The organism is Streptomyces sp. NPDC002588 (assembly GCF_040295925.1).
Lineage (GTDB): Bacteria > Actinomycetota > Actinomycetes > Streptomycetales > Streptomycetaceae > Streptomyces.
In genome coordinates this window covers 1-13,873 of sequence record NZ_JBEOWF010000087.1, presented here as the reverse complement: position 1 = coordinate 13,873, position 13,873 = coordinate 1, and the positions used below count along the sequence as shown (strand labels likewise).

The 13,873-nt window shown below is 71.0% G+C and carries 13 protein-coding genes; 8 read left to right on the top strand and 5 right to left on the bottom strand.

Annotation, left to right across the window (positions count from 1 at the left end):
* Positions 1 to 95 precede the first annotated feature (95 nt).
* Both ABT057_RS48305 and ABT057_RS48300 read right to left on the bottom strand, forming a co-directional pair.
* Positions 96 to 428: a hypothetical protein gene (locus tag ABT057_RS48305; protein ID WP_352351662.1), complete on the bottom strand. Its 333-nt coding sequence runs from the start codon at positions 426 to 428 to the stop codon at positions 96 to 98.
* Positions 429 to 600: 172 nt separating this feature from the next.
* A complete protein-coding gene (locus ABT057_RS48300; protein ID WP_352351660.1) occupies positions 601 to 1,803 on the bottom strand; it encodes a SpoIIE family protein phosphatase in 1,203 nt (400 codons plus the stop codon).
* A gap of 163 nt (positions 1,804 to 1,966) precedes the next feature.
* Between ABT057_RS48300 and ABT057_RS48295 the strand changes: the two genes are divergently transcribed.
* Positions 1,967 to 3,238: a GNAT family N-acetyltransferase gene (locus ABT057_RS48295; protein ID WP_352351658.1), complete on the top strand. Its 1,272-nt coding sequence runs from the start codon at positions 1,967 to 1,969 to the stop codon at positions 3,236 to 3,238.
* Positions 3,239 to 3,295: 57 nt separating this feature from the next.
* Here the strand turns inward: ABT057_RS48295 and ABT057_RS48290 are convergent, their stop codons facing one another.
* On the bottom strand, positions 3,296 to 4,105 hold the full coding sequence (locus ABT057_RS48290) for an Fpg/Nei family DNA glycosylase (RefSeq protein WP_352351656.1): 810 nt from the start codon (positions 4,103 to 4,105) through the stop codon (positions 3,296 to 3,298).
* A 37-nt stretch (positions 4,106 to 4,142) separates the two neighbouring features.
* Positions 4,143 to 4,631 carry a ribose-5-phosphate isomerase gene (locus tag ABT057_RS48285; RefSeq protein WP_352351654.1) on the bottom strand — a complete coding sequence of 163 codons (489 nt, stop codon included), beginning with the start codon at positions 4,629 to 4,631 and terminating at the stop codon, positions 4,143 to 4,145.
* Positions 4,632 to 4,783: 152 nt separating this feature from the next.
* On the opposite strand from ABT057_RS48285, the gene ABT057_RS48280 reads away from it, so the two are divergent.
* Positions 4,784 to 6,232 (top strand): amino acid permease, encoded by a 1,449-nt coding sequence (locus ABT057_RS48280; protein ID WP_352351652.1) that lies wholly within the window; start codon positions 4,784 to 4,786, stop codon positions 6,230 to 6,232.
* 196 nt (positions 6,233 to 6,428) lie between these two features.
* Here ABT057_RS48280 and ABT057_RS48275 read toward each other — a convergent pair whose 3' ends face one another.
* The gene (locus tag ABT057_RS48275) at positions 6,429 to 7,007 is read right to left on the bottom strand and encodes a biotin transporter BioY (RefSeq protein WP_352351650.1); all 579 of its coding nucleotides are present in this window, start codon (positions 7,005 to 7,007) and stop codon (positions 6,429 to 6,431) included.
* 422 nt (positions 7,008 to 7,429) lie between these two features.
* Here ABT057_RS48275 and ABT057_RS48270 point away from each other — a divergent pair, with 422 nt between their 5' ends.
* The 6 genes from ABT057_RS48270 (at position 7,430) to ABT057_RS48245 (ending at position 13,783) form a co-directional block, all read left to right on the top strand.
* The gene (locus ABT057_RS48270) at positions 7,430 to 8,635 is read left to right on the top strand and encodes an ROK family protein (RefSeq protein WP_352351648.1); all 1,206 of its coding nucleotides are present in this window, start codon (positions 7,430 to 7,432) and stop codon (positions 8,633 to 8,635) included.
* Positions 8,636 to 8,851: 216 nt separating this feature from the next.
* Positions 8,852 to 9,907, top strand: a complete 1,056-nt coding sequence (locus tag ABT057_RS48265; protein WP_352351646.1) for an ABC transporter substrate-binding protein — start codon at positions 8,852 to 8,854, stop codon at positions 9,905 to 9,907.
* A 5-nt stretch (positions 9,908 to 9,912) separates the two neighbouring features.
* Complete coding sequence (locus ABT057_RS48260) at positions 9,913 to 10,752, top strand: ABC transporter permease (protein ID WP_352351644.1); 840 nt, start codon at positions 9,913 to 9,915, stop codon at positions 10,750 to 10,752.
* Entirely contained in the window at positions 10,728 to 11,429 is a 702-nt protein-coding gene (locus tag ABT057_RS48255; RefSeq protein ID WP_352351642.1) for an ABC transporter ATP-binding protein, read from the top strand. Before ABT057_RS48260 ends, ABT057_RS48255 begins: the two co-directional genes overlap by 25 nt.
* Positions 11,430 to 11,539: 110 nt before the next feature.
* Positions 11,540 to 12,877: an LLM class flavin-dependent oxidoreductase gene (locus ABT057_RS48250; protein WP_352351640.1), complete on the top strand. Its 1,338-nt coding sequence runs from the start codon at positions 11,540 to 11,542 to the stop codon at positions 12,875 to 12,877.
* 12 nt (positions 12,878 to 12,889) lie between these two features.
* Positions 12,890 to 13,783 carry a TauD/TfdA dioxygenase family protein gene (locus ABT057_RS48245; RefSeq protein ID WP_352351638.1) on the top strand — a complete coding sequence of 298 codons (894 nt, stop codon included), beginning with the start codon at positions 12,890 to 12,892 and terminating at the stop codon, positions 13,781 to 13,783.
* Positions 13,784 to 13,873: the final 90 nt, after the last annotated feature.

The following is a 13,873-nucleotide window of genomic DNA, read 5'->3' as shown; positions in this document are numbered from 1 at the left end:
CGCCTGGATGTTCCCCTGCGCATCCGCCGACGCACCCGTGTCGTACGACCGACGATCCGAACCCGCACCCGCCATCACACATCACTCCCCGTGAATCAGCGGGCGCCGAAACGCGCCGCGTCGAAGTTGGCCGCCGACATCTGCTGACGCGCGTTGTCGCCCTGCTCCTGGTCGCCCGAGCTGAACGCCGAGTCCATGCCCGACTGACCGCCCAGGATGGCGGAGAGAGAGGCGTTCAGCTCGTTCGTGATCTCATCCGCACGCCCCTTGAACTGGTCGAACATCTGACGGCCCGTACCGTTGAACTTGCCCTCCAACGGCGTCGCCGCCTGCACCAACTGCTTGATGAGCGAGCCCAGATCGTCGCTCGAACCACGCGAATCGCGCTGCAGCGTCGACAGCGTCTGCGCACCCATGTCGAACTTCATACCGAAACCGCCTCCCCCGGTGGGGTCCGTCCCCGTCCGTGTCCGTCGCGGCCGTACCGTCACGGCCGCACCTTCACGACTGTACGCATCTCATCTGTAGCAAGTCCTGGATTACCAGTGCAATCGCGAAGCGACGGTAGTTACAGGGGTGGCACAAACGGACGGGGACAGGTCAGTACGCGGGCGTCGCCGCCGCCGTCGCGGCCGCGGTCGCCGTCGGGCCCTCGCGGCAGACCAGCAGCAGGGCCCGGTCGTCGTTGACGTCCTTGGCGACCGCCTCGATCAGATGCCAGGCGGCACCCTGGAAGCCGCCGGCGACATAGCGGTCGGCCTCGCCGGTGAGGCGGTCGATGCCCTCGACGATGTCCCGGTCGGAGGTCTCCACCAGGCCGTCGGTGAAGAGCATGAGGACGTCGCCCGGGCGCAGGGAGCCCTTCACCGGATCGAACTGCGCGCCCTCGTACACGCCGAGGAGCGGGCCCTCGGCCGCCTTCTCCTCCCAGCGGCCGCTGCCCGCGCTGAGCTGGAGGCCCGGCGGGTGTCCCGCGGAGTAGAGCTCGTAGTCGCCCGAGTCGAGGTCGAGGACGAGGTGGATGGACGTCGCGAAGCCCTCGTCCCAGTCCTGGCGCAGGAGATAGCCGTTCGCCGCCGGGAGGAAGGCGTGCGGGGGGAGGGAGCCGAGCAGGCCGCCGAAGGCGCCGGACAGCAGCAGCGCCCTGGAGCCCGCGTCCATGCCCTTGCCGGAGACGTCGGTGAGGACGACCTCCATGGTGCGGCCGCCGTTGGTGCGGGCCGCGACGACGAAGTCACCGGAGAAGGACTGGCCGCCCGCCGGCCGCAGCGCCATCTCGCGGTGCCAGCCCGGCGGCAGTTTGGGTAGCTTGCTCTGCACCCGGATGCGCTCGCGCAGGTCGAAGAGCATGGTGCCGCCGCGCCGCCAGGGCACGCCGACCCGGCTGCGGAACTGGGCGATGAGCAGTCCGAAGAAACCGCATGCGGCGACGACCAGGACCACGCCCGGGGTCACGCGCGACGGGCCCTGCGTGTACGGGCCCAGCTGCACGGACTCCACGATCAGGGCGGTGGCCGCGGCGGCGTACAGGCCGAGCAGGCTGGAGGGGCGCAGCAGCAGACCGCCGGCGACGATCGGCAGGACGAGGGCGGCCGGCGAGCACCACACGGAGTTGGCGAGTGTGGTGGCCGCGATCACGGGCACGGTGAACAGCAGGAAGGCCAGGGCGATCCAGTCGGAGCCGTCGCCGCGGAAGTAGTCCACGGCGCTTCTGCGCACGCCGGTGCGGACCCGGTGCAACCAGTGCCTCAACCGGGCCGCCCACGTCTCGGCTTCCGCGCGCCGCTGTCGTCCTGCTGCCATTAGTTCGGGACCCTATCCATCCAACCCACCGCTTGGCACGGGAGGTCCCACTTGTCCCCCGTCCGAGGCTCAACTTCACAGTGAACTTCACGGAAAGCGCTCCCGTCGGCAAGAGAGAGAAATTCCCTGGCTCGTCCCGCATTGGGCTGCTAGGCATGGGTCCATGACGAGTGGGACGACTGGGGCGACGGGGACGACGACGGCTGAGCTGCGGGTGCTGCGGGAGGAGGACTGGGACGCCTGGTACGACATGCTGCTGCGCTCGTTCGGCGGGATTCCGGAGCCGGCCGAGGAGCGCGAGCTGTGGCGGCGGCTCATCCCGGCCGAGCGGGCCGTCGGGGCGTGGGACGGGGCCGAGGTGGTGGGCACCGCGGGGGCGTACGACTTCCGGCTGACGGTGCCGGGCGGGGCTTCGGTGCCGACGGCGGGGGTGTCGACGGTCGCGGTGAGTGCGACGCACCGGCGGCGCGGGGTGCTGACCTCGATGATGCGGCGGCAGTTGGATGACATCCGCGCGTGGGGCGAACCGGTCGCGGCCCTCACCGCCTCCGAGCCGGACATCTACGGCCGGTTCGGGTACGGGGCGGCGAGCTTCGGGATGCATGCCGAGATCGACACCGGCCGGGTCCGGCTCGCGGCCCCGGCCGGCGCCGACGCCGTACGGCTGCGGTACGTCGACCCGCAGGCCGGGCTCGACGCGTGCGAGGCGGTGTACGCGCGGACGGTGCCCGGGCGGCCCGGGATGCTGGCGCGGCGGCCCGGCTGGGAGAAGCTGTGGGTGCTGGAGCGCCACCCCCCGGAGGCCGCGCAGGACGGGGCGTCGCCGCTGCAGTGCGTGCTGGCCGAGCGGGACGGGGAGGTGACCGGGTACGCGCGGTTCCGGGTGCGGCCCGAGTACACGGACTCCGGGCACAACGGGCAGGTGCTGCTCCAGGACCTGGCGGGGCTCGATCCGGCGTCGGAGGCGGCGCTGTGGCGGTTCCTGTTCGGGATCGACCTGACGACCTCGCTGAAGGTGCGGGGGCGGCCGATGGACGACGGGTGGCAGTTCCAGGTGTCGGACATCCGGCGGTGTGAGCTGCGGGTGCGGGACGCGCTCTACGTGCGGCTGGTGGACGTCGGCGAGGCGCTCCGGGCGCGGACGTACCAGACGCCGGTGGATGTCGTGCTGGAGGTCGAGGACGCCTTCTGTCCGTGGAACTCGGGGCGTTGGCGGCTGTCCGGCGACGCCAAGGGCGCGGTGTGCGGGCGTACGACGGACCCGGCCGACCTCGCGCTGTCGGTGCGGGAGTTGGGGGCGGCGTACCTGGGCGGGGTGAGCCTGGCGGCGCTCGGCGCGGCCGGGCGGGTGCGGGAACTGCGCCAGGGCGCGCTGGCGGAGGCCGCGGTGGGCTTCGGCTCACCGGTGGCACCCTGGCTGCCGCACGGCTTCTGAAGCGACCCGGGTTCTCCCGGCGGGCGGTTCTTCCGGCGGGTCAGTTGCTCCGGCGGGTCAGTTCTTCTGGCAGGTCGGGCACCAGAAGAGGTTGCGGGCGGCGAGGTCGGCGGTGCGGATCTCGTCGCCGCAGAGGTGGCAGGGCCGCTGGTGGCGGCGGTAGACGTAGACCTCGCCGCCGTGGTCGTCGACGCGAGGCGGGCGGCCCATCGCCTCGGGGGTGTGTTGGGGGCGGACCGTGTCGATGCGGTTGTTGCGGACGCCCTCGCGCATGAGGGCGACCAGGTCGGCCCAGATCGCGTCCCATTCGGCGGGCGTGAGGTCCTTGCCCGGGCGGTACGGGTCGATGTGGTGCCGGAAGAGGACCTCGGCGCGGTAGACGTTGCCGACGCCGGCGATGACCTTCTGGTCCATCAGGAGCGCGGCGATCGTCGTACGGCTGCGGGAGACGCGGGCCCAGGCCGCCCGGGGGTCGGCGTCGGCGCGCAGCGGGTCGGGGCCGAGGCGGGCGTGCACCGCCTGCTTCTCGGGGTCCGAGATGAGCGCGCAGGTGGTCGGGCCGCGCAGGTCGACGTAGGCGGCGCTGTTGGCCAGGCGGAGGCGGACGGTGTCCGTGGGCGGGGGCGCGGGGGCGTCACCGAAGGCGACCTTGCCGAACAGGCCGAGGTGGATGTGGACCCATTCGTCGCCGCGGAAGCCCAGGAAGAGGTGTTTTCCATGGGCTTCGGTGCGGGTGAGTTCGGCGCCGTCGAGGAGGGCCGCGGCGTCGGAGAACTTGCCCTGGGGGCTGGTCACCCGCGGGGACGTGCCGGAGAAGCGGTCGGCGTAGTCCAGCGCCAGCCGGTGGATCGTGTGCCCCTCTGGCACGGTTCCTTGTTCCTTTCCAGCCCCCCCCCGGGGGCGGTCAGTCCTGCTGCGGGTGGTGGGCCGGGATGGCCGGCAGGTCCCCGCTCGTCTCGTAGTCGGCCAGCATGTCGATCCGGCGGATGTGCCGCTCGTCGCCCGAGAACGGGGTGCTGAGGAAGGTCTCGACGAACTTCGTCGCGTCCTCGGTCGAGTGCATACGGGCGCCGACGGCGACGACGTTGGCGTTGTTGTGCTGGCGGCCGAGGGACGCCGTCTCCTCGCTCCAGGCCAGGGCCGCACGGACGCCCTTGACCTTGTTCGCCGCGATCTGCTCGCCGTTGCCGGAGCCGCCGATGACGACGCCGAGGGCCTCCTTGTCGGCGGCCGTCTTCTCGGCGGCGCGCAGGCAGAACGGCGGGTAGTCGTCCTGGGCGTCGTAGATGTGGGGCCCGCAGTCGACCGGGTCGTGGCCCGCCGCCTTGAGCCATTCGACGAGGTGGTTCTTGAGTTCGAAGCCGGCATGGTCCGAGCCGAGATACACGCGCATGGAATGAGTGTGACATGCGTGTTGCCGGGTAGCAGCGCGGGGTGGTGGCGCCGAAAAATCCAGGCAACACCATGGAACCTCAAGAAAAACTCAAGTGACGATCCGGAATCATAGGCTCCGGAATCCATTTACCTCCGATTCACTGGCTGCCCATGACTTCTCGGCCCACCCTCACCAAGGCCGGACCCGGCACCGGAGAACCCGGTCCCGGTCTCCAGGCAGGTCTCAAGAACCGGCATCTGTCGATGATCGCGATCGGCGGTGTCATCGGTGCCGGTCTGTTCGTCGGATCCAGCTCCGGGATCGCCACCGCCGGGCCCGGCATCCTTCTCTCCTACGCGCTCGTCGGCACGCTCGTGGTGCTGGTGATGCGGATGCTCGGGGAGATGTCCGCGGCGAATCCGACCTCGGGTTCGTTCTCCGCGCACGCCGACCGCGCGCTCGGCCGCTGGGCCGGGTTCTCCATCGGCTGGCTGTACTGGTTCTTCTGGGTGGTGGTGCTGGCGGTGGAGGCGACCGCCGGTGCCAAGATCCTGGAAGGGTGGATTCCGGCCGTGCCCCAGTGGGGGTGGGCGCTGATCGTGATGGTGGTGCTCACCGCCACCAACCTGGTCTCCGTCGGCTCCTACGGCGAGTTCGAGTTCTGGTTCGCCGGGATCAAGGTCGTGGCGATCGGCGCGTTCATCCTCACCGGCGGGCTCGCGGTGTTCGGCGTGCTGCCGGGCGTCGACAGCGACAAGGCGGGGTTCGGCAACCTCACCGACCACGGCGGCTTCCTGCCCAACGGACCGGGCACCATCCTCACCGGTGTACTGCTCGTCGTCTTCTCCTTCATGGGCAGCGAGATCGCCACCCTCGCGGCCGGCGAGTCGGAGAACCCGCGGCAGGCGGTGACCAAGTCCACCAACAGCATCATCTGGCGGATCGGCGTCTTCTACCTCGGGTCGATCTTCGTCGTCGTCACGCTGCTGCCGTGGAACGACGCCTCCATCGAGAAGGAGGGCTCCTACGTCGCCGCCCTCGACTCGCTGGGGATCGCGCACGCCGGCCAGATCATGAACGTCATCGTGCTGACGTCCGTGCTCTCCTGCCTCAACTCCGGTCTCTACACGGCCTCCCGCATGGCCTTCTCGCTCGGCGAGCGGGGCGACGCGCCGAAGGCGTTCGCGCGGACCACCTCCCGGGGCGTGCCGCTCGCGGCCATCGTCTCCTCGGTCGTGTTCGGCTTCGTCGCGGTGTTCTTCAACTACCGCTTCCCGGACTCGGTCTTCCTCTTCCTGGTCAACTCCAGTGGCGCGGTGGCCCTGTTCGTATGGCTGGTCATCTGCTTCTCGCAGCTGCGGATGCGGCGGATCATCCAGCGCGAGGCGCCGGAGAAGCTGGTCGTGCGGATGTGGCTGTACCCGTATCTGACCTGGGCGACGGCCGCGCTGATCGTGTTCGTGCTCGGCTACATGCTGACCGACACGGAGGGCGAGAGCAGCGGACGTACGACCGTGCTGCTGTCGCTGCTCGTCGCGGCGGCCGTGGTCGCGGTCGCCCTGGTGAAGGAGAAGCCGGCCAAGAAGGAGACGGTGCACTCCCGGACGACCGCCGGGTAACCCCGGAACGTCGTCTGCTCCAGACGGATCAGGTCATGCGGCCGTCGTCGTGCCCATGGACACCGTGACGGCCTCGCCGGCCTCCCCTCCTCCGGCCCGCCGGGCCCGGGTACGACGACGAACTCGCCGGCTACCCGCCGGGCGGTGAAATCGGCGTCCTGGCCCGGGAGTTCGGGTACGCCTTTCGCAACAAGCCCTAGGGGCGCTGGGCGAGCTTCCAGGCGGTGGGGAGCAGGCCCATCGCCAGGGCCGCCTTGACGGCGTCGCCGATCAGGAACGGGGTGAGGCCGGCCGCGACGGCGGCGGAGGCGGAGAGGCCGGCGGCGTAGGCGAGGTAGGGGACACCGACGGCGTAGATGATCGCCTCGCCGACCAGCATCGCGCCCGCCGTCCGCAGGACGGAGCGGTCGGCGCCGCGGCGGGCCAGGGCGCCCACGGCGGCGGAGGCGAGGATCATGCCGAGGATGTAGCCGAAGGAGACGGAGACTCCGGAGGTGCCGTCGGCGAACCACGGGACCCCGGCGAGCCCGGCCAGCGCGTACACGACGAGCGAGGCGACGCCGCGGCGGGCGCCGAGGGAGGTGCCGACGAGCAGCGCGGCGAAGGTCTGGCCGGTCACCGGGACCGGGGAGCCGGGGACCGGCACCGCGATCTGGGCCGCGACACCGGTGAGCGCGGCGCCGCCGAGCACGAGCGCGACGTCACGGACGCGGGAGGCGGGCAGCAGATCGGCGAGGACCGTTCCGGTGCGAGCGGGGGCGGCGGCGGTGCTCATGGGGACTCCGCGAGGGTGGGGAGGGTACGGGACACCGCGACGCTATCCCAGCGGCCGGGGGCCGCCCACCGTCAGCGCTCGACAAAGGGGGGAACCCGGCCATGGTCGACTCCACACAAAGGGTGCCGGTTACACCCGGTGTGAAGTGATGCCGATCACTGAGGTGACGATGTTTCACTCACCCCGACGTCGTGGGCGGGATTGTGAGGTATCACCAAATGAATCCTAGTGCACTGGTCGGATTCACCGTTCCTGCCCTACCCTTCCAGGCATGGTTGCCCAGGCCCTGAACCTCACGTCGCGTCGCTATGTCGACCTGCGACGCCAGGGCACGGCCACCTGTCGCCGCCCGGTCTGAGGCGCGGCCCCGCGCGCCTCGGCTTCCGAGACGTGTCGGCCCCCGTTCCCGAGGACGGTCAACCATGCCCCGTACCGCGGCACCCCCTGTTCGTACGACGTCCCCCGTGCCCCGTGTCGCCGACAGCGACCGGCGGCGCACCAGCGCCAGTGTGATCCTGCGGTCCGTGCTGGAGCACGGGCCGGTGGCGCGCTCCACCATCGCCCGGCTGACCGGGCTGTCTCCGGCCGCCGTCACCGACCACTGCTCCCGGCTCACCGCACTCGGGCTGATCCGGGAGTCGGCCGCGCCCCGCAGGTCGAACGGGGTCGGCCGGCCGCACGTCCCGGTCGACCTGGACGACTCGCGGTTCGTGGTCGGCGGGGTGCACGTGGCGGTGCCGTACACCACCGTCGCGCTGCTCGATCTGCGCGGACGGGTGGTGGCACGGCGGGAGTTCGAGCACCGCGGCGTCGCTCCCTACGATGTGCTCGCGCGGGCGGCCGACGGGCTGGCGGCGCTGCTCGCCGGGGCGCCGGACAGCCGCCCACTGGGGGTCGGGTTCGCCGCGGGCGGCTGGGTGGACCGTGATTCCGGGACCGTCGTCGAGCATCCGCTGCTCGGCTGGCGTGACGTACCGGTGCGGGAACTCCTCGCGGCGCGGACCGGACTGCCGGTCCATGTGGACGGGCACGCCCGGGCGTTGGTCAACGCGGAGCGGCTGTTCGGGCGGGCGCGCGACAGCCGCAGTGTGCTGCATCTGTTCGTCGGGAACGTGGTCGACGCCGCCTTCGCCACCCACGACGAGGTGCACCACGGGCCGCGTTCGCAGGCGGGCTCCATCGCGCATCTGCCGCTGGCCGGCGGCACCGAGCCCTGCGACTGCGGACGGACCGGCTGCCTCCAGGCGGAGCTCAGCGAGCGCACCTTGTGCCGGCGGGCCCGGGAGGCCGGGATCGTCGACGGGGTCAACCCGATGCGGGTGCTCGCCGCGGCGGACGCCGGCGATCCGGCGGCCGTGCGGCTGCTGCGGGAGCGGGCGCGGATGACGGGACGGGCGGCGGGGCTGCTGCTGGACGTCCTCAACCCGGAGCGGGTCGTGGTCACCGAGGTGGGTGTGCTGTACCGCGAGGACTGCCTCGCCGCGCTGCGGGCGGAGGTCGGGGCGGCGCGGGCGGAGTGCGTGGTGCCGTCGAGTTTCCCGGACTCGGTGCTGGCGGTGGCGGGCGGATCGGTGGCTCTGGACGTGCTGTTCCGGGACCCGCTCACCCTCTCGTCACGGGCGACTTAATTCAGAAACTCCGAATGTTGACAGGCCGCGCACCAGAACAGGACCATCGTTCCATGAGCTGTCGCACTCTCTGTTGCTGACGCCCCGGTGCGCCGGGAGCGCACTCTTTCTCTCTCGTTTTTTCACGCGTGAATTCCCTGCTCTGCCCTGCGCCGTGCTGTGCCGGGCCTGAATTCCGCCTGCCTTTTTTCACCGCTTTCCCCTGGGGGTCCACCCATGTCTTCGTCCTATGACCGTCGAGCGTTCCTCGCCTCCGTGTTCGGCGTCGCCGCAGGTGTCGCCGGGCTCAGCGGGTGCGCCGAGAGCAGCGCCGCCACGAGTGCCGAGGGCGCCTCCACGGCCCCGCTCGCCGACAAGGTGCCCGCCGGCACCAGCCTGAAGATCGCCTCGTACCAGAACACCCAGCAGTTGCAGTTCAGACTGGCGAAGCTGCCGAAATTGCCATTCACGGTGTCGAGTTGGGTGAACATCGGGGCCGGCCCCGATGTCATCAACGCCTTCCGGGCGAAGTCCCTGGACCTCGCGAACAATGCCGGTATCCCGCCGATCCAGGCGCACTACCAGGGGTATGACGCGAAGATCGTCGCGATCGGCCTCACCCGCAAGCCGAACTACCTCTTCGCCACCAAGCCCGGCAGCGACATCCACACCGTCGCCGGCTTCAAGGGGAAGAAGCTCGCCTTCTCGCAGGGGCAGGCGCAGGGTGTCGTCCTGTTGCGGGCGCTGAAGCGGGCCGGCCTGAAGTACGACGACGTGAAGCTGGTCCCGCTGACCAGCAACCAGTTCCTCACCGCCCTGCAGTCCGGGCAGGTCGACATCGCCCCGCTCGCCAACAGCCAGGCACCCGCCTACCTCCAGCAGTACGAGTCCAAGGGCGCCCGCACCATCACCACCGATGTCGTCGACCTGCTGAACCTGCTGTGGGCGCCGGTGTCCGTGCTGAACGACGAGGCGAAGGCCGCCGCGATCGCCGCCTACATCCCGCAGTGGGCGCAGGGCCAGGTGTGGACGTACGAGAACCCCGGCGTCTGGAACGAGGAGTTCTACGTCAAGACGCAGAACCTGACCGCCGCCCAGGCCAAGTCGATCTCCGACCTCGCCAACAAGCCGCTGTTCCCGCCGAGCTGGGACGAGGCGGTCAAGTGGGAGCAGGAGACCGCGGATCTGCTCGCGGAGGGCGGCTTCGTGAAGAAGTTCGACGTGTCGTCCCTCTTCGACCACCGCTTCGAGGGCATCGCCGCGAAGTCCGTCGCCGCCGAGTACCGGAGTTGACCGCCATGACCACGACCGCTCTGAGCACGGCCCCCGCGGCCGTCGCCGACGAGCCGGCGCGAAGGCGCCGCCGCAGTCTCGCCCCCGGCAGGCGGCTGCCCGCCGCCCGGCTGGCCGGCCCCCTCGTCCTGCTCGCCCTGTGGGCCGCCGCGTCCGCCGCGGGCCGGCTGGACACCGGCGCGATCCCGGCGCCCTGGACGGTCCTCGACACCGGGGTCCGGCTGTGGAACGACGGGACCCTGCCCACCGACGTCCTCACCTCCCTCGAACGCGCCGGATACGGCTTCGCGATCGGTCTCACCGCCGGGGTGGTCCTCGCCCTCGCCTCCGGGCTCAGCCGGACCGGAGAGGCGCTGATCGACGGGACCGTACAGCTCAACCGGGCGATCCCGACCCTCGGTCTCATCCCGCTGTTCATCCTCTGGCTGGGCATCGGCGAGACCTTCAAGATCGCGATCATCGCGATCGTCGTCTACGTCCCGGTCTATCTGAACACGCATGCCGCGCTGTCCGGCATCGACCACCGGTTCGTCGAACTCGCCGAGGTGCAGGGCCTGTCGAGGCTCCGGTTCGTCCGGCAGATCGTGATCCCCGGCGCCCTGCCCGGATTCTTCGTGGGACTCCGGCTGGGCGTCACCGGCTCCTGGCTGGGCCTGGTGGTCCTGGAGCAGATCAACGCCACCAGCGGCCTCGGCTACATGATGTTCCAGGCGCAGAACTACGGCCAGTCGGACGTCATCCTCGTCGGCCTGCTCATCTACGGCGTCTTCGGTCTGATCTCCGACAGCGCGGTCCGTCTCATCGAACGGAGGGTGCTGTCGTGGCGCCGCACACTGAGCAACTGACCCGTCCCGCCGTGCGGTTGCGCGGCCTGACCCGGTCCTTCGACGGGCGTACCGTCCTCGACGGCATCGATCTCGACATCCCCGCCGGACAGTTCGTGGCCCTGCTCGGGCACAGCGGGTCCGGCAAGTCCACCCTGCTGCGGGCGGTCGCGGGCCTCGACCACGAGGTCAACGGGAGCGGGCGGCTGAGCGCACCGGAAAGGGTGTCGGTCGTCTTCCAGGACTCCCGGCTGCTGCCCTGGCGACGGGTGCTGGACAACGTACTGCTGGGCACGGACGGTGAGGAGCGGGGGCGGGCGGCGCTCGCCGAGGTGGGGCTGAAGGGGCGTGAGCGGGCCTGGCCGAACGAGCTGTCCGGCGGTGAGGCGCAGCGTGCCGCGCTCGCCCGCTCCCTCGTCCGCGAGCCCGAACTCCTGCTCGCCGACGAGCCGTTCGGAGCGCTCGACGCACTCACCCGGATCAAGATGCACGGGCTGCTGCGGGAGCTGTGGGAGCGGCACCGGCCGTCCGTGCTGCTCGTCACGCACGACGTGGACGAGGCGATCGTGCTGGCGGAGCGGGTTCTTGTGCTCGAACACGGGCGGATCGCACTCGACTTCGCCATCGAGGACCACCCTCGTGAGGAGTACCGGGCGCGGTTGCTGACCGCGCTGGGTGTGACGCCGGACGCTCGCTGACCGTCTCGGGGGCTGCCGCCCCCGAACCCCCGCTTCGGCCCTGAACGGGCCTCGTCCTCAAACGCCGACGGGCTGTTTCCGCACCCGCGCTCGAAACGCAAAGGACCACCATGCCCCGCCAGCTCCACCTCAACGCCTTCCTCATGAACACCGGCCACCACGAAGCGTCCTGGCGGCTCCCCGAGAGCGACCCCTACGCCCATGTACGGCTCGACCACTACGTCCGGCTGGCCCGGACCGCCGAGCGCGGCACCTTCGACTCGCTCTTCCTCGCCGACGGGCCGCAGCTGTGGGGCAGCGTCGCCCAGCGCCCGGCCGGCGCGCTGGAGCCGCTCACCCTGCTCACCGCGCTGGCGACGGCCACCGAGCACATCGGCCTGATCGCCACCGCCTCCACGTCCTACAACTCCCCCTACAACCTGGCCCGCAAGTTCGCCTCCCTGGACATCGTCAGCGGCGGCCGGGCCGGCTGGAACATCGTCACCACGGCGGGTGCGGAGGCCGCCCGGAACTTCGGTCTGGACGCCGAGCCGGCGCACGCCGAGCGGTACGCCCGGGCCGCCGAGTTCCTCGACGTGGCGCTGAAGCTCTGGGACAGCTGGGAGGACGACACGATCCTCGCCGACAAGGCGTCCGGGGTCTGGGGCGACAACGCCAAGATCCACCCGCCCCGGCACCGGGGGACGTACTTCAGCGTCGAGGGCGCCCTCAACGTCCCGCGTTCGCCGCAGGGTTACCCGCTGCTCGTGCAGGCGGGGTCGAGCGAGGACGGCAAGGCGTTCGCCGCCCGGTACGCGGAGGCGGTGTTCACCGCGCAGCAGACCCTCGCCGACGCGCAGGCCTTCTACGCCGACCTCAAGTCCCGCACCTCTCAGGCGGGCAGAGACCCCGAGCACATCAAGGTGCTGCCCGGCATCGTCCCGGTGCTCGGCTCGACGGAGGCCGAGGCGCGGGCGAACGAGCAGGTGCTCGAAGACCACATCGTGCACGAGCACGGGGTGGCCAACCTGGAGCGGCTACTGCAACTGCCTTTGGGAACCCTGGAGTTGGACGCCCAGCTGCCGGCCGACCTGCCCTCCGAGGACGCCGTCGAGGGCGCCAAGAGCCGCTACACCCTGGTGGTGGAACTGGCCCGGCGCGACCGGCTCACCGTGCGGCAGCTGATCGGGCGGCTCGGCGGCGGGCGCGGGCACCTCACCTTCGCGGGCACCCCCGAGCAGGTCGCCGACAAGATCGAGACCTGGTTCACCCGGGGCGCCGCCGACGGCTTCAACATCATGCCGGCCGTCCTGCCGTCGGGCCTCGAGGCCTTCGTCGACCAGGTCGTCCCGATCCTGCGCACCCGCGGTCTGCTGCGCACCGAATACGGCCCCCACCGGACCCTCCGGGAGCGCTACGGCCTCCCCCGCCCCGCCAACCAGTACGTCCCGACACCCGCCCTGGTCTGAAAGGACATCACCATGACCATCGACATCCGCAAGGTCACCGCGCGCATCGGCGCCCACGTGTCCGGCGTCGACCTCTCCAAGCCGCTCGACGAGGAGACCCACGCCGCCCTGCGCGAGGCGCTCAACGTCCACAAGGCGCTGGTCTTCGACGCGGTGGGCCTCGACGACGAGGGCCAGCAGGCCTTCGTCCGCCACTTCGGCGACATCACCACCGCCCACCCGACCGTGCCCTCCGTCGACGGCACCCCGAACGTGCTGCCCGTGGACAGCGAGCGCGGCCGGGCCGCCAACCACTGGCACACCGACGTGACCTTCGTCCTCAACCCGCCCCAGGCCACCAGCCTGCGCAGCCTGACCGTCCCGCCGTACGGCGGCGAGACCCTGATCGCCAGCTCGGCGGCCGCCTACCGCGACCTGCCCGAGCCGCTGCGCCGACTGGCCGACACCCTGTGGGCGGAACACACCAACGACTACGACTACGCCGTCCCGGAGGAGTCGCTCGACGAGCAACAGGCCGCCGCGCGCGCCCAGTTCACCTCCATCAAGTACCGCACGGTGCATCCGGTGGTCCGCGTCCACCCGCTGACAGGTGAACGCGGCCTGTTCATCGGCGGGTTCGCCCAGCGGATCGTCGGGCTGTCGGCCGGCGAGTCCCGCAAGATCCTCGACCTGCTCCAGTCGTACGTGACCCGCCCGGAGAACCTGCTGCGCCACCGCTGGTCGGAGAACCAGCTCGTGCTGTTCGACAACCGCATCACCCAGCACTACGCGGTCGACAACTACGACCACCTGCCGCGCCGGCTGCACCGGGTGACCGTCGCCGGCGACGTGCCGGTCGGCATCGAGGGCAAGGAGAGCTACTCGATCGAGGGCGACGCGGCGCACTACACGTCCGTGGCGGCCTAGGGCGTGTTTCGAAAGTCCCGCCTGCCTGGCGACGCCTGGCACGCACTCCCCCAGAGGGGGGACCCCCAGCCGCGTTGTCGGGCTCGCCCC